Here is a 21274-nt window from a genome sequence, read left to right on the forward strand (position 1 = left end):
CGACCTCCAGAAGAGAGGATGCCGGCTGCGTCGGCATGGCGAGATTGCAATCATCGGCCCGGGGATAAAATCCGGACGCGGATAAACGCTGGCCCGAGGATGCAGATATCGCCCTTGCTGTGCGCGCGAGCCAGCCTCGGAATAGACGGGGATAAGCGGCCTTGGGCGCCGCGCGATCTAGCGATTCGATGTTGAACACGAGTTATCCTGCGGATGGTGGTCGGACGAGGACGTTGCGTTTGAATCCGTATTTGTGGGTGAAGCCGGTGGCGCCGCGTCGTCCTAGGGCGCCGGGTGGCATGCCTTGCATGATGCCGTTGTTGGTGGGTCCGGCGGCGGTGGCGTAGTTGACGGTGGTCGCTTGCAGGGCTTGTTCTTCGAGTGCTGCGGGTGCCACGCCGCCCCAGCTGGAGGGCACCGACAATCCGCCGACCTTGATGGAGGAGGCGAGGTGGGCGGCGGCGACGCCGCCGGGGTGCCCGCCGCCGAGGGCGGCCAGGCCGGCGAACTGCGGGGTGGGGAACCACGCGCCTTGGGCACCGGCGGTGGAACCGAGGCCGAACGTCGTCTGCTGCTGGATCGAGAAACCGAAGCTGCCCTGCCCCACCCCGAAGTAGGGAAAGCCGGTGAGGTTCTTCAAAAGCACGGTGTAAACGGCTGGGGTGAGGCCGTTGGGGTTGGTCGGGGTGGGGAGGGTGAAGAAGCTCTCCAAGAACTGCACCCACCAGGGCTGGTCGGCGGCGGCGGCGGGATCGGCTGCCGCGGCCGCTGCCGAGACTTGTTGCACCGCTTGCGGAGTGGCCGCACTGGTGGCCAGCTGCGTGGTGGAGCTTGCCGCGCTCTGCGCGGAGTTGCCCGCCGGCTGAGCCGCCGCCTGGGACACCGCGGCGGCCTGATCGGTCGCGGCATCCGGAGTGGTGGTGTTGGGCGGTGACTCAAACGGGGCCACCTCGGTGGCCACCGCCGAAGAGGCGGTGTAGCCATACATCGCCGCGGCGTCTTGGGCCCACATCTCCATGTACTGGGCCTCGGTCACCGCGATCGCCGGGGTGTTTTGCCCGAAGAAGTTGGTCGCGATCAGATTCAGCAACAACACCCGATTGGCCGCGATCACCGGCGGAGGCACCGTCATCATGAACGCCGCCTCAAACGCCGCCGCAGCCGCCCGGGCCTGCATCGCGGTCTGCTCGGTCTGCGCCGCCATCGTGCCCAACCAGCTCACATACGGCAGCGCCGCGGCCAGCATCTGCTGGGACGTCGGCCCAATCCAGGGCCCATTGGTCAGCTCAGAAATCACCGAGCTATAGCCACTGGTCGCCGTGGCCAACTCCGCTGCCAACCCATCCCAACCCGCAGCCGCAGCCATCATCGGGCCCGACCCCGGACCCATATACATACGACCGGAATTGATCTCGGGCGATAACGCACCGTAGTCCATGATCTACGAAGCGCCTGGCTCGAACGGCATGTGTTCCTCGCAAGTGGAATTAGTCGACGGGCTTGGACCGAAGTTGCTCGGTTGTGAGGCTATGGTGCCGTGATCCCCCACTGCCGCACCGTGACTCGACGGATCCGCAAAAGCCGCCACGACGCCTAGGTCTATCCGACAGGAGTGCAAGACGCCGTCAGCGGTTCACGGTGTCGCGAATTCGCACCATCACCTGCAGTTATGCGGGAGCGGCGCCGCCGCACGGGGGCTGTCGGTCGCGACTGTTTTCGGTGCCTAGCGGGGATCGAAATTCCGGCGCCGGATAAAAATCCGCTCGCGGATAAAACCTGCGTGACGTCCCTGTGCAATGGTGTGTCACCGGCGGCGAAGCGAGTTCAACCAGAGGCCGTTCTCACCAATTCAGGGACAAGCAAAATGCACGCATGACGGCCACGTGGCCGCCATGCGTGCACTTGGAGTGAATCGGGTGGTTATCCGGCGAAGGGTGGGCGGGCCATGACGGTGGGTTTGAAGCCGTAGCGGGGGCCTGAGGCGCCGAATCCTCCTTGGCCGCCCATGCCGGCTAGTGGCATGCCGCCGAGCAGGTTGCCTTGTCCGGCGGCTTCGGGGACCGCGCTGATGGCGCTGACGGGTACGGCTGCGGCATGGCTGATCGCTGGTGCGGCTCCGGACCACATGGCTGGTACCGAGAGTTTGCCGACCGAGGCGGCGTTGCCCAGACCGGCTGCCACCGCCGGCGCCCCTGCGCCGCCGCCGAGCATGCCGCCCAGACCGGACAGGCCCTTGGGAGCCGCGGACGCCGCGCTGGCGACCGCACCCCCGAGTTGCCCGGTACTTTTGGCGATCTGCACACCGCTGTTACCCATACCCACGCTGAAGTAGGGCAGACCCTCGGTGTTGTAGGCGAAACCCGCAAATGGGCTCAGCCCGTTAATAAATGAGGCGAAGCTGGTGGGCAGACTGCTCTGACCGGTCAGCAGGAACCACATCTCGCTGAACGGATCGGTGGTGGGCGTGGCGGCGGCGGCTGCCGCCGGGGTGGCCGCGGCCGCCAGCGTCTTGGGTGTCTGCTGGATCGCGCTGGCCGTCGTGCTCGAGGCGTTGCCCGCCGCGGTGCCCGACGCCGAGTTCACCGCCGCGCCCTGCTTGGCCCCGGCGTCCTGGGTGGACACCTCGGGAGCCGACTTAAACGGCGTCACCTTGGTCGCGTTGGACGACTGCGCCGCGTAGTTGTACAGCGTGCTGGCATCTTGGGCCCACATCTGCCCGTACTGCGACTCGAGCTGAGCGATCACATTGGTGTACTGGCCCAACACATTGGCCTGCAGCGCCTGCAGCAGCAAGGCCCGGTTCTGGGCAATCAACGGCGGGGGCACCACCGAGGCAAACGCGGTCTCAAACGCCGCCGAGGCCGCATCCGACTGTGAAGCCGCCTCTTCAGCCTGCGCCGCGGTGGTCTTCATCCAGGTCACATACGGGGTCAACGCCTGGGCCGCCTTCGTCGAGGCCGCCCCCAGCCACTCCTCACTGGACAACTGAGTAATCACATTCTCATAGCCCAACGCCGCCGAATTCAGCTCCGCGGCAAGCGAACGCCACGCCGAAGCCGCCGTCGTCAACGACGTCGAACCCGCACCGGCATACATCCGCGCGGAATTCAACTCTGGAGACAACGCCCCAAAATCAACCATCGTGATCCCCTTAGCCCGCCGCGGCCGCGTTGGCCGCCTCGGTCAGCTCGTACGAACCTGAGCTCACGTGCAGCGTGTTGACGAACTGCTCGTGAATGGCGGTGGCCTGAGCGCTGACCGCCTGATACATGTGGGCATGTGCGGCGAACTGGGCCGCCGTTAGCGCCGACACCTCGTCGGCGGCAGCTGGCACCACGCCCGTCGTGGGGGCCGCGGCGGCAGCATTCTGGGCGCTTAGGGCGGAACCGATTCCCTGCAACGTACCCGCCGCCGACGCCAACGATCCTGCATGCGCTGTCACAAACGACACGTGATTCCCTCCTCAATAACCGTCCGGCGCGCGCACCGGCGGGCTTTGTTGATGATGACGTTAGTTCGATCGCAGGCGGCGGTCCTGCCACGCAGCGAACTGTTCAGACCCGGACAACTGGTGTTCATCTGGCAGACACTTCTCTTCGTCGAGATTTGAATTCTTCATGGTGGTTATCCTGCGGATGGTGGTCGGACGAGGACGTTGCGTTTGAAGCCGTATTTGTGGGTGAAGCCGGTGGCGCCGCGTCGTCCTAGGGCGCCGGGTGGCATGCCTTGCATGATGCCGTTGTTGGTGGGTCCGGCGGCGGTGGCGTAGTTGACGGTGGTGGCCTGCAGGGCTTGTTCTTCGAGTGCTGCGGGTGCCACGCCGCCCCAGCTGGAGGGCACCGACAATCCGCCGACCTTGATGGAGGAGGCGAGGTGGGCGGCGGCGACGCCGCCGGGGTGCCCGCCGCCGAGGGCGGCCAGGCCGGCGAACTGCGGGGTGGGGAACCACGCGCCTTGGGCACCGGCGGTGGAACCGAGGCCGAACGTCGTCTGCTGCTGGATCGAGTAACCGAAGCTGCCCTGCCCCACCCCGAAGTAGAAAAAACCTGTGAGGTTCTTCAAAAGCACGGTGTAAACGGCTGGGGTGAGCCCGTTGGGGTTGGTCGGGGTGGGGAGGGTGAAGAAGCTCTCCAAGAACTGCACCCACCAGGGCTGGTCGGCGACGGCAGCAGGATCGGCTGCCGCCGCCGCTGCCGAGACTTGTTGCACCGCTTGCGGAGTGGCCGCACTGGTGGCCAGCTGCGTGGTGGAGCTTGCCGCGCTCTGCGCGGAGTTGCCCGCCGGCTGAGCCGCCGCCTGGGACACCGCGGCGGCCTGATCGGTCGCGGCATCCGGAGTGGTGGTGTTGGGCGGTGACTCAAACGGGGCCACGACGGTGGCCACCGCCGAAGAGGCGGTGTAGCCATACATCGCCGCGGCGTCTTGGGCCCACATCTCCATGTACTGGGCCTCGGTCACCGCGATCGCCGGGGTGTTTTGCCCGAAGAAGTTGGTCGCGATCAGATTCAGCAACAACACCCGATTGGCCGCGATCACCGGCGGAGGCACCGTCATCATGAACGCCGCCTCAAACGCCGCCGCAGCCGCCCGGGCCTGCATCGCGGTCTGCTCGGTCTGCGCCGCCATCGTGCCCAACCAGCTCACATACGGCAGCGCCGCGGCCAGCATCTGCTGGGACGTCGGCCCAATCCAGGGCCCATTGGTCAGCTCAGAAATCACCGAGCTATAGCCACTGGTCGCCGTGGCCAACTCCGCTGCCAACCCATCCCAACCCGCAGCCGCAGCCATCATCGGGCCCGACCCCGGACCCATATACATACGACCGGAATTGATCTCGGGCGATAACGCACCGTAGTCGAACACCGCGTCCTCCTCAATTGGCCGCGATTGCGGTGGCAATCTCGGCTATCGCGTAAGAACCTTTAAGAACTATTGGTGGCCGCCTCAGCATTGCTAGCCTCGGACCGCTGACCCTTTCGGAGTCACGCGCATCCGTCGGTCAGCAAACCTAGCTGGTAGGCAACCGAATGGCTTCTGATGCATCCGTTCGCTACCTTCGGAAAGGTGTGTTACCACCATGTTTCCCGAGTGACTGGTCTGGAGCGACATGCCCATCCTGCTTCGATTACCCCCGCTGTCAGCAACCGAGCGACAGCTCACTTGGCCTGAACTGCCGCTCGAGAAAGACATTAATGGCTTGCCAGCGTCACGCCGACCGGAGATGCCAACTATTCACGCCAAGCCAACCATTGTTCACTCCCGGCCAACTGGAGTTCATTTCCCGAGCGCGGTTGTTCACCTTCGGTTGGCTTACCGCTGTCGGCTCGGCCGCCGCCGGCGCAGTCAGTCCTCTTCGATGACCAGGGCCATTTCCGGGCAGGAGGCCACACCGTCGCGGATCAACTCCGCATCCTCGAGTGGCACTTCGTGTTCTTCGAGGATCGAATAGCCCGACTCGTCGATCGGGAACAGGTCTGGGTCGACGGCGTAACACTGGGCGTGGCCCACGCATTTCGACTTTTCGAGACGAACCCTCACCAGGTCTCCTCCTCCGACGGCTCCGAGAGCATGCGAATCGGTCGCTAAAATCAAAGTCTAGAAGACTGCTCGCCGGTCAGAGCTCGCCATCCGGATGGCACGGCCGTCAAAACACATGGGATATTGGTGTGCCACCAAACAGACTGATAGACAAGCGGAGACAGAGCGCATGAGCATCCTTGGCGAATACCAGCCAGGCGAGTTCTATCTGCCGCGGCTCGACTTCTACTCGCTACCGATGGCCACCGACCGGGCCGATGGATGGAAGACATTGCGCGATGCCGGGCCGGTGGTGTTCATGAACGGCTGCTACCACTTGACGCGCCGCGAGGACGTGCTGGCTGCGCTGCGCAATCCCAAGGTCTTCTCCTCACGGCTGGCGCTTCAGCCCCCTGGCTACCTGCCCGTGGTGCCTCTGGCGTTCGATCCACCGGAGCACACTCGCTACCGCAAGTTCCTGCAACCGTATTTCAGCCCCCATGCGCTGAGTAAGTCGCGGCCGGTGCTGGAGCGCCACGCCGCTGAGATGATCGCCGCATTTGCCGGCCGCGGCGAGTGCGACGCGGTAGCGGATTTCGCGAATTTGTACCCTTTTCAGGTGTTCCTGGACCTCTATGGTCTGCCGCTTGAGGATCGCGACCGTTTGATCGACTGGAAGAACGCGCTTAACACGGACAAGCCCGTCCTCGGCCAGGCCGAGATGGACAAGGCGCAGGCGCTGTTTGAGTACCTCACCGACGCCATCCAACAGCGTCGGCGAAGCCCCGGCACGGACATGTTGTCGAAGGTGATGACCGGCGACGGCGAGTTCACCGATCTCGAGCTGCTGGGTATGAGCCATCTGTTGATCCTGGCCGGCCTGGACACCGTGACCGCTGCGATCGGGTTCTCGCTATTCGAATTGGCACGCAGGCCCGAACTGCGTGCAAAACTTCGCGACAATCCCAGGGACACCAGGGTTTTCATCGAGGAGATCGTCCGGCTGGAGCCGTCGGCGCCGGTAGCCCCCCGGGTGACCACCGAATACGTCGAAGTCGGCGGCATGACACTCCCCCCGGGCTCTCAGGTGCGGTTGTGCATGGCCGCGATCAACCGTGACGGTAGCGACAAGGTGTCCACCGATGATTTGGTTCTGGACGGAAAAGTACATCGGCACTGGGGATTTGGCGGCGGCCCGCATCGCTGCCTGGGTTCTCATTTGGCACGCATCGAGCTGACGGTGATCGTCGGAGAATGGCTCAAGCAAATCCCCGACTTCGAACTACCCCCGGACTACACCCCGGAGATTAGCTTCCCGTCAAAGACGTTCGCGCTCAAGGAATTACCGCTGAACTGGAGTTGATCGCGGGGATACCGGACCGACTCCAGCTCAGCGGCTGCTGTCTTACTTGCGCACGTCGGTTGCGGCCACCTGCACGAACACGCCGGTGTCTTCGGCCATCAGCAGGCCTCGGCCGCGGGGCAGCGGGCCGCCCTTCATCTTGCCGCGGATGAAGCCCTCGTCGGGGTCGGCGTCCATCACCAGCAATGGTGCATTCGCCTGAGCCAGCGCCCGCAGAATCGGGTCGCTGCCCGCCGAAGACCAACCGCCGAACGTGCGGGTGACGAGGACGTGCAGGCCGACGTCGGCGGCCCGGGTCACCCACGGAGCAATCTGGTGCAGCGGCGAATCGAAGCCGGGCGGCAGCTGCTGGATGTCGTCGACGATCAGGAAGATCTCCGGACCGCTCCACCACGACCGCGACAGCAGCTCTTGCGCGGAGAGACCGGGCGGAGGCTGGCGAGCGGCCAGAACCGCCGCCAATTCACCCACCAGCGCCTGCACGCCGTCGAGGTTGTAGGCGAACTTCTCCACGTATTCGGTGCCCAGGGCGGTCAGCAGCTGACGGCGCGGGTCGACCAGCCATACCTGCGCCGAGGGCTGCCCCGCCGACGGCGTCGGTGCGCTGGTGGATCCGGGGGCATACAGCCGACCGATTTCGGACATGATCGTGGCCAGCGTCGTGGTACGCCCGCACTCGCGTCGGCCCGTCACCATCAAGTGCGCGTTCTCGGCGAAGTTCAGGTAGACCGGCGCCAGGTCCAATTCTGAAATGGCCCAGGCGATTCCGCCGACACCAACTCCTTGGCGATGGTCCCGGGTGGACAGCTCCCGCACTTGCTCAACGCCGAACCGTGCCGGCAGACGGCGCACCGGCGGCGCTTGGCCGCTCGCGAGCCGGCTGACGGCCGCGACCACGCTGTCGGACTCGTAGATGTTGTCGGGGGTGTTGGCCAGCGCGGGACGGGCCACCAACGTGTGCAGGCCCGCCTGCGGGTCGCTGTCGAGTCGGACGTAGTTGACGGCGACCATGCCACGCCCGGGCTTGACCGGGACATCCTTGGCGAAGCGGGACCGCACCAGCTTGGCGTCTTCGACCGCGGCCAGGCGCAACTCGATCCGGGAACCGAACCCACTACGCACCGGCGGCCGCAGCTCCGATTCACGATCGGCGGTGACCACCACGTGCACCCCGAACGAGGGGCCCTGGTTGATGATCACGTTCACCTGCTCGATCAGGACCTCGTTTTCCTCGGCCAGCGCCCGGTAGTTGTCGATCACCAGGTAGACATCGCCGAACCCGTCGTTGGGCACTGGGCCGGCCTCGCCGCCGAACTTGCGGCGCCGGAATACGTCCATCGAGGCGATTCCGTATTCGAGGAAGCTGCGCTTACGGTCGCGCACCAGCGCCAGCAGTTCGGCTACTGTCCGGCGAACACCGTAAGGATCCGTCGGACCGGCTACCTCACCCACGTGCGGGAGACGCGCGATCGTGGTCAACGCGGTACCGCTGTAGGCCAGGCAGTAGAACTGGATCTGCTCGGGAGTGTGGGTCAGCGCCGCCGAGCAGATCAGCGACTGCAGTGCCGTCGTTTTGCCCGCACCGCCGGCGCCCAGGATCAACACGTTGGCTCCGGGCCCGGAGGTGTCGACCGTCCACGGCGGCTGGTCGTGCTTGAAGGGACGGTCGATGATCCCGATCGGGAACACCAGGTCCCTGGCCGAGCCGTAGTCCTGGTTCCACTGATGGCCGAGGAACCGGTTGACCAACTCATCGATCGCGACCGGCCGCGTCAGGGGTGGTTGCCACAAGCGGTACGGCTCGAAATCGATCTTGCGCAGCTGATCGATGATCACCGTGCCGACTTTCGGCGTCCTGATGCTTTCTTCTTCCTCTTCTTCGTCTTCCGCCTCGAGCACCTCACCGTTGCCGAGAATGGCTGACGGATCGATGTCCGGCCCACCGACACTGACCTCAAGCGGGGTGAACGAGTTGGTGAACAGCTGCGGGCGGATGTAATCGATGCTGTGCACCAACGCCGGCGCCAGGTCGCCGTCAACGCTGATTCCGCGGGAGAAGTAGTCCCTCCAGAGGAACTCGGCCTGGAACCGGACGATGTCTTCGAGGCTTCTACGGAAGTACCCGAGACCGGCTTGGGCGGGCAGGTTCACGGCGTTCGGCACACCTGCGGCCTGCGCCGCACCTGCGGTACGCGCTTTCAGCACCAACCGGTAACCCATGTTCTCCATGAGCTTTTCGGCGCGGCTTTCGATGGTCTGCGAGGCCATCATCAGGTGGATCCAGTAGGCGCGGCCCTGCCGGCCGATCGAGTCGAGGACGTCGACCGCGGTCGGCATGATGCGGAACCATTCGTAGAACTCGTCAATAACCACCACGAGCATCGGCAGCGGCGCCATGTCCTGGCCGCGGGCACGCATCCTGGTACGTACGGAGTTGTATTCCTTGGCGTCATCGACACCGGCGTTGTCGCATACCGCCTTGCGGCGGGCAATTTCGCCCCACAGCGCATCCAGGAAGCGCTCCATCAGCGCCTGGTCCTCTTCCAGGTCGGTGATGATCCGCGAGACGTGCGGGACCCCGGCGAAGGGCTTGACCGCTGACCCACCCTTGAGGTCGGCCAAGACGAACTGCAGCTCGTCGGGCGGGTGACTGAGCATCAGCGACTCAATCACGGTGCGCACCAGCGTTGACTTACCGGAACCTGTCGTTCCCGACATGACTCCGTGCGGGCCGTCGCCGCCTTCATCCAGCGACTTCATGTCCAGGAACAGCAGCTCGCCGTTGTCGGAGCGGTTGCCGAACGGTATCCGCAACCGCGAGCGCCCCATCGTGTCGGTGCGGGCACCCCACAGCGCTTCGAAGTCGATCTCGGAAGGGTCGTCAACCCCGTAATAGGCCAAGATGTCCCGGGCGCCGATGTGGGTCACCCGCTGGCCGATCTCCTCGTAGGCCTCCGCGAGGCGCCAGTGCGCCAGCTTCTGCCCGAACTCCTCGGCCTCGGCGGCGCTGAGCTGGTCGGTGAGAGCGAAGAACCAAGGCTTGTCGTCGATCACCATCCAGGTGTCGCGGTCACGAGGCAGTGCGTCGATCACGCCCTTGTCGTCGAACCGCAACGTCCGCTCCGGGACCGAGGTCCACATCGAAGAACCGGTCAGGTCGAAGAACGTCACGCCGTCGACACCTTCGGCGCTGATCACGTACTCCCATTGGGGATCGACGACATCGGCGACGATCACCGTGTGTGGTGTCGGCGTCTGGGCCGACGAACTGGCGTGGCGAGGTGTGAACGACCCACGGCCGGCGAACAACTCGGCTTGCTCGGCGGCGAACTCGCGCACCGAGCTGTAGACCATCCGTGCGCTACCCGCCGCGTCCTGGCGCCGGGAATCACCGAAGTGCGGCAGCCACTTGACCCAATCCCATTCGTCCAAGTCCGAACTGACCACAACCATCTGCACGTGGTCGGGGCCATGGGAGAACGCCAGCTGGCAGACGATCGCTCGCATCAATGCCAGTACCTGCGGGCGCTCTCCGATCAGCGCATACCAAGGTTCCACGAGTAGGGAAACCATCTTGGGCAGGTTGTACACGACGCTCTGATAGCGACCGAATTCCTGAAGCGCCTTACCAGTCACAGGCTCCAGCTCGATGTCGGTCGGCATGTTCTGGGGCTCACCCCAGGTCACCTCGGGACGGGTCATGCCCACGCCGACTCGGACGACGCCGAAGTTGAGGTCTTTACCGTCGGGTTTGCGTTCCCACATCCGAGAGGACCCGACGGCTGCGGTCAGCGTGTCGGGTGCCGGGTGGTACCACCGGTAGTTGGCGTCCATGCTGTCGGCCGACTCGTGGGCGGTCTCGCGCAGCATGTCCAGCATCAACATGAACTGGGCGCGCATCGAGTCGAGTTTCGGACGGCTCATCTGCTGCTGGCCGCCGCCCATCCGGCCGCCGAACATCATCATCGCGACGCCACCGATCATGAAGATCGGGAAGATCGAGCCGGCCCCACCGAACACGTGCGAACCGCTGGCGAAGGTCATCGCGACCATGCCGATCAGCAGGCCGACCACCAGGACGCCGACCACGACCATCCACCAGGGTTTGCCCTCCGGCGGCGGGATGCTCAGCGGGGTCGGCAGGACGATGTTTTCCGGCTTGATTACCGGAGGCTTTTCCGGTGTTGGCCGGGCAAATCCACGCTTCACTTCGGTACCACCAACTCTGCAGGGGACGTATCCATCGGAAGGGTGTCGTGCTGCACTAACGCATCAGCCCGCGACAACGTCGGACCCTGCGGTAGGAGCCGGAGCGCCACCCACGGCGCCAGGCTCGGTGCGGATTGCAAACCCAACGCCTCACGCACTTCGCGGGTGTCGTCCACTCCGAATCGGGCGCCCGCATCCGTCAACCACCACAGCGATTCGGTGGTCTTGGCACTGGGATCGTTGCCGGTGACTGCCACGAAGTTCGCAAAGTTAGGGCCGAAGTAGACCTGGTCGGCTTCGCGGCCACTCGTGTCCGACTTCACCAGCGTCACAACCTTTTTCATCTCGGATTGCGAGACGGGGATGGTCGGCCCCGAGACGACCTGGACGCGGGCCCGGGTCTCACCGTTGGTCTTTTCCCACCACCAGCAGGTCGCCGGGTTCTCCCGAAGGTCGGTGACATTCAACGGGTTATCCGGATACGACGACAGATCCAGCTTGTTGACCACCGGCATTTTTGCCAACGCCGCAGGTTCCACGGTCACCGGCTTGCTGTTGCTCGCGTTTCCGGCGTTCTGCATGATCTGGGCCACCAACGGCGGCAGCGTCTGCACACCGTCGGACAGCACCAGCGAATATTGTTGCGGCCCGCTGATTTGTGGTGTGACGAGGATCGTTCCCACCGGGCCGGGAGCGCCGGGGAACGTCGCCGGAGTTCCAGAGTTCTGCACCTCTGGCACCGTCAGTTCCGGCCCCACCGGCAACGCGTCGAACAAGGCGCGGCTCATCGGCTTTGCCATGCTGATTTGTTCCGGCGTCAACCCAAGCGGCAACAATACGGAGCGGTTCGCCGCGTCGATGCGCGAGCGGCGTCCCTCCCGGATGACCCACGTGTCCCCGCTGTAGCTCAAGACCACGGCGTCCGAGCCGTTCAGCACCCGTCGGCGGTTACTGAGGTCAGGCGTGCCGTCGATCACCGTCACGGTCACGCCCGACGGCGATCCCACACCGGTCGAGTTGGCCACGGTGTCGCACACCAGCCACGACGACGAGGACGGAGTCTTTGACCCGAAGTTTGATGGCGCACCGGGGATGCCCACCATCGGGCCGCGCGGCAGGTTGGCGATTTGGCTGTAGCGGACCAGGTGCGGGTTGTCCGGGCGCCCCGTGATCAACCGCGCGGACGCCAGGTTCAGCGCCGGATACAGCTTGTCGCCGACCCGGACGTAAAGCGCTCCGGAGTCGCGGTCGGCAATGATCGGCGAATCCCCTACCTGGCCGGCCGGGCTGATAAAGGAGTACAGCAGCGCGCCCAGGCAGATCACCAGCGCGGCAGAAACCGACGCCACAATGGCCAGGGTCTGGCGCCGTCCCGGCTCTACCTCCATCCGGACCCGCCAGCGGGTCAGCGCCATCGAGGTTCGGCGAGCAAGGAACTGATAGCCGGTCACCTGCGTGCGCGTCGATAGCCCGAGGCCATACCCCGAGCCGCGCTGCCCGCGACTCTCTTCCGCCACTAATTCACCATCCGGTCTGCTAGAACGCCTGGACACCGTCCAGCACGCGAATCACACTGATAACCGTAAGGCACCCGCAATAACCTCGCTACGTAGCGCCATTCGGCGTTCATTTCCAGGCCTTGTTCCGTCCATCGACCCGGCAGGCACCACGTCGCCGAGATGGCTAACGCGACCGCTGGCAAACACCACTGAACTGGCATTTCGCCATGCCCTGCTGGATCCCCCGGCCGAAATCTTTGGTATCTCAAGAAGGGATGGTAGCCGCGCACGGCCAACCCGTCCTGTCGAGCGTGTGGCCTCCTCGACAACTTCGCTGACCTGCTTAGCAACGACACGGCGCATAACTGACCAGCAAAACCGGCGGCGGTGCTGCCCCGGGCCGCGTCGTGCCGGGCGGCATTTGGCAGCAAGATGGGCGGCATGACTGAGCTCGCGCCCTCGTTGGTCGAACTTGCCGGCCGATTCGGCATTGCCACGTGGTACGAGGACTGGACCGGCCGCCAGGTGCAGGTATCGGAGGGCACGCTGGTCGCGGTGCTCGCGGCTCTGGGCGTCGCGGCCAGCACCGAACAGGACCGCAATGAGGCCCTGACCAACCACCTGCGCACGCATTGGGCACGTCAATTGCCGGCCACCATCGTCGCGCGCACCGGCGCCCCGACGCGGTTCTGGGTGCACGTCACCCACGGTGATCCCGCCGAGGTGTTGTTGCGGCTCGAGGACGGCACGGTGCACGGCGGCGTGCGACAGGTCGACAACTTCACGCCGCCGTTCAATCTGGATGGGCGATGGGTCGGCGAGGCCAGCTTCGTCCTGCCCGCCGACCTGCCGTTGGGTTACCACCGCGTGCATTTGCGATCGAGGGACACCGAAACCAGCGCCGCGCTCATCGTGACGCCCGACTGGCTCGGGCTGCCGGAGCAACTTGGCGCGCGTCGGGCATGGGGCCTGGCCGCACAGCTCTACAGCGTGCGGTCCGAACAGTCGTGGGGCGTTGGCGACCTCGCCGACCTGACCGATCTGGCGGTGTGGTCCGCATCCCGGCACGGCGCTGACTACCTGTTGGTCAATCCGCTACACGCGGCCACCCCAACGATCCCGATGGAGCCGTCGCCGTATCTTCCGACGTCGCGGCGCTTCTTCAACCCGCTTTATCTTCGCGTTGAGTCCATCCCCGAATTCGCCGACCTCACTAAGCGTGGCCGGCTGCGCCGGTTGCGGTCCGATGTCCAACAGCAAGCCAGCCGGCTCGATGCGATCGACCGTGACAGTGCGTGGACGGCGAAGCGGGAGGCGCTCAAGCTGCTCTACCGAGCACCTCGGTCGGCAGGCCGGGAGCTGGCTTACGCCGCGTTCCGCGAGCGCGAAGGTCGCTCGCTCGACGAGTTCGCCATCTGGTGCGCGTTAGCCGAGAAATACGGCGGCGACTGGCACAGCTGGCCGAGTTTCCTGCAGCATCCCTCCGCTATCGGTGTGGCTCGATTCGCCGAAAAGCATGCGGACGCAGTTGATTTCCATCGCTGGCTGCAATGGCAAATCGACGAGCAACTCGCCGCGGCACAGTCGCAGGCGCTGCGGGCCGGAATGTCGTTGGGCATCATGCATGACCTGGCGGTCGGTGTGCATCCGAACGGGGCCGACGCCTGGGCCCTGCAGGATGTGCTGGCGCTGGGCGTGACCGCGGGCGCGCCGCCCGACGAGTTCAATCAGCTCGGTCAAGACTGGTCGCAGCCGCCGTGGCGGCCGGACCGGCTTGATGAGCAGGAGTACCGGCCGTTCCGCGCGCTGATCCGGTCGGTGTTGCGCCACGCCGGAGGCGTTCGTATCGACCACATCATCGGGTTATTTCGGCTGTGGTGGATCCCTGAGGGCGCACCGCCCACCGAAGGCACCTATGTGCGCTACGACCACGAGGCGATGATCGGCATCGTCGCGCTGGAAGCGCACCGGGCCGGCGCGCTGGTTGTCGGCGAGGATCTCGGCACCGTCGAACCGTGGGTCCGTGACTACCTCTTACTAAGGGGCCTGCTGGGAACCTCGATTCTCTGGTTTGAGCTGGACCGGGATGGAAATGGTGGTCCGCTGCCCGCCGAGCGCTGGCGCGAGTACTGCCTGTCGTCGGTCACCACCCACGACCTGCCGCCGACCGCCGGCTATCTGGCCGGCGACCATGTCCGGCTGCGCGAGTCGCTGGGATTGCTGACCCGGCCGGTCGCCGAAGAGCTCGCGTCCGACCGGTCCGAGTTGGCGGCTTGGATGGCCGAGCTGCGCCGGGTCGGGCTGCTCGGCGAGCGCGACGACGATCCCGAACAGATTGTGCTTGCCCTATACCGCTACCTGGGCCGTACACCGTCGCGGCTGTTGGGAGTGGCGCTGACCGACGCGGTCGGTGATCGGCGAACCCAGAATCAGCCCGGCACCACCGACGAATATCCCAACTGGCGGGTTCCGCTGACCGGCCCCGACGGCCGGCCGGTGATGCTCGAGGACATCTTCACCGATCGTCGGGCCGCCGCCCTGGCGGAGGCGGTGTGCGCCGCGCTGGCGCCTCCGACTATCTAACTGAGCGCCTGTTAGCTTCAGGTGCCATGAAGTCTTCTGTCTTTGCCCCGGTCCCCCGACTGCCGTGACTTTCTCAGCGAACGACCGAGCCGCGCTCAGCGACGTGGTACACCGATATGCTGCCGGGGTCGATGATCGCCAATTCGATTCCGTAACAGCACTGTTCACCGCAGGTGCCGAGCTGAGAGTGCCCGAGCCGCCGGCCGCCCTGCAGCCGATTCATGCGCATCGCGGTCAGCAGGCCATCGCGACGGCGGTCGCTGCGGTCGCTTCGGTGGCGCGCACCGAGCACGCGATCGTCGGTGAGGTGTACGACGAGGGGCCGCGTCCGGGCACGGCGCGGGGACGGATTGCGTGCGTCGCCCATCACTGGACTCAGCGCGCCGATGAGGTGCTCGATGTGGTCTGGCATTTGCGCTATGACGACGAGTACGAGTCAACGGACGCGGGCTGGCGGATCAGTCGCCGAGCGCTGACCATCAATGCCATCGAAACGCGGCCGGCACGCCGATTGTTGCCGCCCGATCCGGGCTGATCGCACTCCGCCGGAGTCGCTGCACACGTCGCGGACCCGCGTCGAAGTCGTTTGGCCAGGCGGTGTTTCGGGTAGCTAACCAGAAGGTTCTTGCCTGACGCGGGCGAACGCAATGACAGCCACGGAGGTGCTGATGAGGCACGACAGCCGCAACCCGGTCGACGATGGCCGGGCCGGTCGACGGTATGCGGATGGACCCCCGCAGGATTCGGTGCACGCACCCGGACTCGTCGTGATCGGGGCCGCTGTGCTCGCGCTGGTGGTGTGTGTCGCCAATTTTGCGCTTGGCCAGGTCGGCGCGGGCGTCGTCGCGGCGATCATCGGATTGATGGCCCTCGGGGCGGGCCTGGACTGGCTTGCCATGGACCGCAGGAGGATCCGCCAGGCCGAACGGGAGTGGTTTCTCAGCCACCCGACCAGGTGATCTCTGGGTGATCTCCGGGCGCCTATTGCATCGCGGCGAGGTTCTCCACCGACGTGCGCACATCGGAGCGCAGCACTCTGGCCACGATCTTGCCGACCGGCCCACTGAGTACGCCTCCATTGAGGTCGGCGGTGAGATCAAATGTTGAGCCCGGCTGTTTGTCGGTCACTGACATCGCCACGGTAATCCGAATTCCACCCCGACCGCGGCCTTGCAGCTCAATCGATTTGGGTTCGTCATAGCGGGTCACTGTCCAGTGAACGACGTTGCGAAATCCCTTCACTCTGATGCACGAAGAGACTTTGGTGCCCTGCTCAATCGTTGACGGCATCTCGCCGCGCCAACCACCAAAAATCGTCATCCACTCGCCAAATCGACTCAGATCGGAAGCCAGCTTCCAGGCAGCACCCGGATCCAAGTCCGATGACGTCGAAACGTTCACTTGCGCCAAGGTTTGTCGCTCCTTCGCAACACATTGAGTCTGAGCCGTTTGCACCACATACCCGCGCCTGGGGAGCTGATAAACGCTCCCGCGGTGTGACGTGCTTGGCCAGGACGGGCAAACGTGGACGTGATTAAGGCCAGGCCTCGTTCAATTTCTCTGCGACGTCGATGATTTGCGCGGCTTGGGATTGGGGTGCATCGATTTCGTCGGCGACATATTGGGCGATGAACCGACGGATCTCACCGTCGACGCCCCCCAGAATGCGCACTATTTCGCCGCGGAACGACTTTGACGACACATTGACGGTGATATCGGAGGGCCGCGGTTTCGCGACGTCGACAATCAGCAGCAGCGGCTCGGCGGCGCGTGCGGTCGCGCGCAATGCGATGTCTCCGGAGACCACGAACCGTTGTTTATCGAGGCGCAAATCCAGCAGCAGATCGATCGACAGTGGAATGTGAATGATGAAGGTGATGCTGTCACCCAACCGTCGCGTGACGCGAGGGTCTTGGATCTTGACGTTCGCGCTGACCTTGGCAATCCCGCCCGGCCCCTGAGCAATCGGCTCCATCGCGAATTCGCTACCCGCGATGTCCGCGAGCGCGGCGGCGACACGCTCGGGGGTCACGGCGTCCTCGAAGAATCTGCGTCCGAACTCTTCGTAGGTGACATAGTCGAGGTTTTGCATAGGCTTATACCGTCTCACGCCACTTGCCGGAAACTTCGCTGATCTGTCCGCGTCGCAGGAATTTCGCGTCAGATACACCTTGCTGAGACCCGGCGAGCGCGACAGTGCTGTCCGCCCCCATTGCGTCGAGTTGTGAACAACACCACACGCCGGCCCTTCGATTCGGTGTGTCGGCCCGTGGCCTGGGAGGCTGGACGACGGGAGGTATTGGAGTCTTATGGGCGCCCACGACATGATCGAGCCGCGCTCAGCCGTCTCCCGGGTCGAGGGGGTGCTCACCTGGCTTGGCGGCGGACCCTGGCGCGAGTTAGGTGAGCGTTACGAGCGGTCCACCCACGCCGTGGCTGGCGCGGTGGTGCTGCTCGGAGCCGTGTCGGCCTGGCTTGTCGCGGCATTGGTAGCGAGCGCGTCGACACGCTGGCCGCTGTTTGCCATCGTCACGCTGTCGCTTGTCCTCGGTCTACTGGTCGGGGCGGTGGCTCGCGGCATCGCGAGCGGCCCCGATCGCGGCTGGCCCGGTATCGCGGGACGCGCGGTTGTAGCGGTGGCAGTCGGCGTTGCCGTCGGCGAACTCGCTGCGCTCGTCGTGTTTTCCCGCTCGATCGATCACCGTCTCGACGACCGGGCGCTGCGTAGCGCCGACGCGGCGCCGGCCGTCGCGCAGGCGTCGGTAGCGCTACAACGGACACGCAATGCGCGCAGCGGGCTCGACGACGCCATCGCACAGGCCCGCAACCGGCAGGACAACGCCCTGGTCATCGCGCGGTGCGAATACCACCCGAGCCCGGCGTGCCCACAGACTCGCATCACCGGCGTGCCCGGCGCCGGGCCCGAAACCCGAACGGCTAACCAGCTTCTCGCTGATGCGCAGCTTGATCTCGACAACGCGCTGGCGGCTCGCGACCGCCAGGCCCCCGAATTGGACGCCACGGTTTCCCGCGACGAACGTGCCCTCTCCGAGGCGCGCCAGCGCGTGCTCGCGGACGCCGAGCCGGGCGGTTTCGGGGCCCGCTGGATCGCGATGAACGAGCTCACGTTGGCCGACGTCGGGGCGTTGATGTTGCGCCTGCTGACGATCGCATTTTTCGTGCTGGTCTATTTGCTGCCCCTCATCCTGCGGATGTGGCGCGGCGAGACCACCCACGATCGCCATGCGGTGGCGCGCGCGGAGCGGGACCGCGCCGAGCTCGACGCGGACACCGCGATCGCGATCAAACGGGCCGAAATTCGCCGCGAGGCCGAAATATTATGGGCTGAACACCAACTGACTCAGGCCCGCCTGACTATCGACGCGCAAACCGAGATCGACCGCGAGCAGCAACGCCGTCGAGTCACGGAAGCCATCGAGGGTCCGCAGCCCGCGTCGTCGCAGCGAACCTTCGAGCCAGTGGAGGAAGAGATGTACCTGCCGATCGCGGCCGAAGCGGAGGCCGCTAGCCGAGCTATCGCCGAATTACCCGCTGGTGCAGCGGATTCCCGCACCGAGGCACCGCCGAGGGTGGAAAACCTCCCGGCACAGGTCCAGCCGGGTGGCGAGGTAGAACCGCGGGACGAGCGCGCCACGCCATTGATCCCGTCGCTTCCCGACGCGACTAGGGCAGCCGCTCGCTGGATTCGCCCACTGGTGCCGCCGATCATCGCGCGGGTGATCGACAACACCACCGCTCCACTGCGCACCGCGCGCCAAGTGTTCGAAGAGGTCGAGGAGATCACGTTCTCGCTCAAGCGCACTCGCAAGGTGACGGTTCACTCCGAGAGCTCTGACCCGGGCGAGAAGTCGCCGAACCCGTCCACGACCGGTGAGGCGCCCTCGCGCGCCGAAGCGATCCCCGTATCGCGCGAGCACCACGGCAACCGGACTCAGCAGCTAGACAGCCGCGACGAGCGCTCCTCGTTGCGGCGATCGGCCAAAGACGTGGAGGGCCTGTCGCTGGCGTCGGCGGAGAGCGACCGCACGCGTGAGTTGACGGAGCGCGAGGGCCCGCGTGAACTGCGTTCCCTCGAAGGCCCCCGCCAGCTTCCGCCCGGGAAATAATCTCCCCGGTTATCTGACGGATAGCTCCAATCGTTCGAGACGACGCACCAGGAGGCTGGGCAGCCACCGTCCGACGTCGGCTTGTTCGATCGTCGAGGTGCGATCGAGCAGCAGACGCAACACGATCGCGGCTTCCAAGCGAGCCAACGAGGCACCGACACAGAAATGCGCTCCCTTTCCAAAACTAATGTGCCCCTTGACTTCAGCGCGGTCGAGCAAGAACTCGCCGGGTCTCTCGAAATGGGCTGGGTCGCGGTTGGCCGCCCCCCACAGCAGTAGCAGGTGCGAGTCGGCAGGCAAGTCAACGCCAGCCAGCGTGGTGCCGTTTCGCACGTGTCGGTAATGACCCCGGAACGGCGGCTCGTAGCGCAACGTCTCCTCGATGAATGCCGTTAGCAGATCGGGGTTTTCACGCACCTGCTGCTGGATATCGGGACGGTTCGCCAGTATCCATGCCGCACTGCCCAGCAACGATGCCGTGGACTCTCCCCCGGCGGCGAACAGGATCACCATCATCACCTGGGCGGTAACGGTGTCCACTTCGCCAGAGACGCACGCACGAGCAAGCTCGCCCAGGAGATTGTCTTGCGGATCGGCTGCGGCGATGTCGAATTGCTCCTTGATATAATCGCTGAGCTCCATGACGGCGATACCCGCGGCGGCGAGGTGTTCTTCGCTGACCAGTCCTTCGAGCAGTTGGGTGGCCGCGGCCCCCCATGTCACCAGCTGTGCGGTGTCGGCGTCGGGCACCCCGATCAGCTCGCCCACCACCATCATCGGCAGGCGGTTGGCCATCGCGTCCATCCATTCGATGTGCCCGTCGCGCAGTGCCTCGTCCCACAACCGGACCGCGGTGTCAGCGGCGAATTGCTCGATGGCGCGAATCCGCCTGGCCGACAATTGGCGCACCAACAGTTTCCGGTGCACCGCGTGGGCAGGATCGTCGGCGGTGGCAAGTACGTGGGTCGGCCCGCCGAGCGGGTCCATCCCGAACGCCTTGAGGGAACCCTCGGCGGTGTAGGTCATCGTGGCGGTGAGGTTCGCCGAAAAGTCCTCGGGTCGGCCGATGACGTCATTGACAGCATCCCAACCGCATACGGCATAGAACTCGGACTCACCGATTCGGTGCACCGCGCCGGCAGCGCGCATGCGCTCGTAAAGGGGGTAGGGATCTTGCAGAGATGCGCTACTGAAAAACGTGGCCGGGTCGGCTATTGCTGTCACGTCCTCAGCCTGGGAGCTGGATATCCCCACGTCAACAGTAGTGCGGGAAGTTGAGGGCCGGCCCTCGACGATGCTGCCGCCGGCTGTCTCAAGGGGGATCTCGGACCTGCGCCGATGCTGAGATAACCAGCTAGTATCGTCTTAACTTGAGATAAAGCTGGCGTAGCTTCTCGCGCCGAAGAGTGGGTGATTCGTGTCCCGTGACGATTGGCTGGTCGGTGGTGATCGCCACCAAATCGCCGTCGACCGCATCTATGCCGCCGCCGCCGAGATAATCACCCGCGACGGGCCCGATGCCTTCGACATCGACACGTTGGCCGAGCGGGTCCACTGTTCCCGGGCCACCATCTACCGCTACGCCGGTGGGAAGGCGAAGATCCGCGATGCGGTCATTGCCCGCGGCGCGGCGCGCATCATTGAAATAGTCCGCCAGACCGTCGACAGCATGAGCGGACCGGAGCGAGTCGTCACCGCGATCACCGTGGCGCTCAAGTTGATTCGGGCCGATCCGTTGGGTCAGCTGATGATCAACTCAGTGCGCGCCGACGAGGTCGTCGCGCTCACCGGATCGCCGTTACTGGCCGGCTTCGCCACGGATCTCACCGGACTCACCGACCGCGACCCGCGGGCCGCGCATTGGGTGGTGCGCGTTGTGCTGTCGTTGATGTATTGGCCCGTCGGCGACGACCGAGCCGAACGCGACTTGGTGGAGCGCTTTGTTGCGCCCGCGTTCACCCACTCGGGCTGACAGC

Annotated in this window: 16 protein-coding genes; 6 read left to right on the top strand and 10 right to left on the bottom strand. The window is 65.2% G+C overall.

Going from position 1 to position 21274, the window contains the following annotated elements; genetic code table 11:
- Nucleotides 1–202: 202 nt before the first annotated feature.
- From ACTXG5_RS19555 to ACTXG5_RS19575, 5 genes are all read right to left on the bottom strand, one after another.
- Nucleotides 203–1441, bottom strand: coding sequence for a PPE family protein (locus ACTXG5_RS19555; protein WP_445164501.1), 1239 nt, complete (start codon nt 1439–1441; stop codon nt 203–205).
- Nucleotides 1442–1920: 479 nt separating this feature from the next.
- Complete coding sequence (locus ACTXG5_RS19560; RefSeq protein ID WP_445160366.1) at nt 1921–3141, bottom strand: PPE family protein; 1221 nt, start codon at nt 3139–3141, stop codon at nt 1921–1923.
- A gap of 10 nt (nt 3142–3151) precedes the next feature.
- Entirely contained in the window at nt 3152–3451 is a 300-nt protein-coding gene (locus tag ACTXG5_RS19565; protein WP_445160367.1) for a PE family protein, read from the bottom strand.
- Between the two features lie 173 nt (nt 3452–3624).
- Nucleotides 3625–4863 (bottom strand): PPE family protein, encoded by a 1239-nt coding sequence (locus ACTXG5_RS19570; RefSeq protein WP_445160368.1) that lies wholly within the window; start codon nt 4861–4863, stop codon nt 3625–3627.
- Nucleotides 4864–5343: 480 nt separating this feature from the next.
- Nucleotides 5344–5538, bottom strand: a complete 195-nt coding sequence (locus tag ACTXG5_RS19575) for a ferredoxin (RefSeq protein ID WP_445160369.1) — start codon at nt 5536–5538, stop codon at nt 5344–5346.
- 169 nt (nt 5539–5707) lie between these two features.
- On the opposite strand from ACTXG5_RS19575, the gene ACTXG5_RS19580 reads away from it, so the two are divergent.
- Nucleotides 5708–6880, top strand: a complete 1173-nt coding sequence (locus ACTXG5_RS19580; RefSeq protein WP_445160370.1) for a cytochrome P450 — start codon at nt 5708–5710, stop codon at nt 6878–6880.
- Between the two features lie 42 nt (nt 6881–6922).
- Here ACTXG5_RS19580 and eccCa read toward each other — a convergent pair whose 3' ends face one another.
- Entirely contained in the window at nt 6923–11089 is a 4167-nt protein-coding gene (eccCa, locus tag ACTXG5_RS19585) for a type VII secretion protein EccCa (protein ID WP_445160371.1), read from the bottom strand.
- Nucleotides 11086–12606, bottom strand: coding sequence for a type VII secretion protein EccB (gene eccB, locus ACTXG5_RS19590; protein ID WP_445160372.1), 1521 nt, complete (start codon nt 12604–12606; stop codon nt 11086–11088). Before eccB ends, eccCa begins: the two co-directional genes overlap by 4 nt.
- Before the next feature lie 423 nt (nt 12607–13029).
- Here eccB and malQ point away from each other — a divergent pair, with 423 nt between their 5' ends.
- The 3 genes from malQ (at nt 13030) to ACTXG5_RS19605 (ending at nt 16130) form a co-directional block, all read left to right on the top strand.
- A complete protein-coding gene (gene malQ, locus ACTXG5_RS19595) occupies nt 13030–15171 on the top strand; it encodes a 4-alpha-glucanotransferase (protein ID WP_445160373.1) in 2142 nt (713 codons plus the stop codon).
- A 64-nt stretch (nt 15172–15235) separates the two neighbouring features.
- Nucleotides 15236–15706 carry a nuclear transport factor 2 family protein gene (locus ACTXG5_RS19600; RefSeq protein ID WP_445160374.1) on the top strand — a complete coding sequence of 157 codons (471 nt, stop codon included), beginning with the start codon at nt 15236–15238 and terminating at the stop codon, nt 15704–15706.
- Nucleotides 15707–15839: 133 nt separating this feature from the next.
- Nucleotides 15840–16130, top strand: a complete 291-nt coding sequence (locus ACTXG5_RS19605; RefSeq protein ID WP_445160375.1) for a LapA family protein — start codon at nt 15840–15842, stop codon at nt 16128–16130.
- A gap of 22 nt (nt 16131–16152) precedes the next feature.
- On the opposite strand, the gene ACTXG5_RS19610 is transcribed toward ACTXG5_RS19605, so the two are convergent.
- Nucleotides 16153–16581 (bottom strand): type II toxin-antitoxin system Rv0910 family toxin, encoded by a 429-nt coding sequence (locus ACTXG5_RS19610; protein ID WP_445164502.1) that lies wholly within the window; start codon nt 16579–16581, stop codon nt 16153–16155.
- Between the two features lie 124 nt (nt 16582–16705).
- Nucleotides 16706–17263, bottom strand: coding sequence for a hypothetical protein (locus ACTXG5_RS19615; protein WP_445160376.1), 558 nt, complete (start codon nt 17261–17263; stop codon nt 16706–16708).
- Between the two features lie 217 nt (nt 17264–17480).
- On the opposite strand from ACTXG5_RS19615, the gene ACTXG5_RS19620 reads away from it, so the two are divergent.
- Nucleotides 17481–19298: a DUF4407 domain-containing protein gene (locus tag ACTXG5_RS19620; RefSeq protein ID WP_445160377.1), complete on the top strand. Its 1818-nt coding sequence runs from the start codon at nt 17481–17483 to the stop codon at nt 19296–19298.
- Nucleotides 19299–19307: 9 nt separating this feature from the next.
- On the opposite strand, the gene ACTXG5_RS19625 is transcribed toward ACTXG5_RS19620, so the two are convergent.
- Entirely contained in the window at nt 19308–20522 is a 1215-nt protein-coding gene (locus ACTXG5_RS19625; protein ID WP_445160378.1) for a cytochrome P450, read from the bottom strand.
- Between the two features lie 193 nt (nt 20523–20715).
- Between ACTXG5_RS19625 and ACTXG5_RS19630 the strand changes: the two genes are divergently transcribed.
- Complete coding sequence (locus ACTXG5_RS19630) at nt 20716–21270, top strand: TetR/AcrR family transcriptional regulator (protein ID WP_445160379.1); 555 nt, start codon at nt 20716–20718, stop codon at nt 21268–21270.
- The last annotated feature ends 4 nt before the right edge of the window (nt 21271–21274 follow it).

This window comes from Mycobacterium sp. Dal123C01, from assembly GCF_052566995.1.

What these genes read in the sequence shown, in the direction of transcription:
- ACTXG5_RS19560 (WP_445160366.1), bottom strand. Translation starts at nt 3,141, where the DNA reads ATGGTTGATTTTGGGGCGTTGTCTCCAGAGTTGAATTCCGCGCGGATG.
- ACTXG5_RS19580 (WP_445160370.1), top strand. Translation starts at nt 5,708, where the DNA reads ATGAGCATCCTTGGCGAATACCAGCCAGGCGAGTTCTATCTGCCGCGG.
- malQ (WP_445160373.1), top strand. Translation starts at nt 13,030, where the DNA reads ATGACTGAGCTCGCGCCCTCGTTGGTCGAACTTGCCGGCCGATTCGGC.
- ACTXG5_RS19605 (WP_445160375.1), top strand. Translation starts at nt 15,840, where the DNA reads ATGAGGCACGACAGCCGCAACCCGGTCGACGATGGCCGGGCCGGTCGA.
- ACTXG5_RS19615 (WP_445160376.1), bottom strand. Translation starts at nt 17,263, where the DNA reads ATGCAAAACCTCGACTATGTCACCTACGAAGAGTTCGGACGCAGATTC.
- ACTXG5_RS19620 (WP_445160377.1), top strand. Translation starts at nt 17,481, where the DNA reads ATGGGCGCCCACGACATGATCGAGCCGCGCTCAGCCGTCTCCCGGGTC.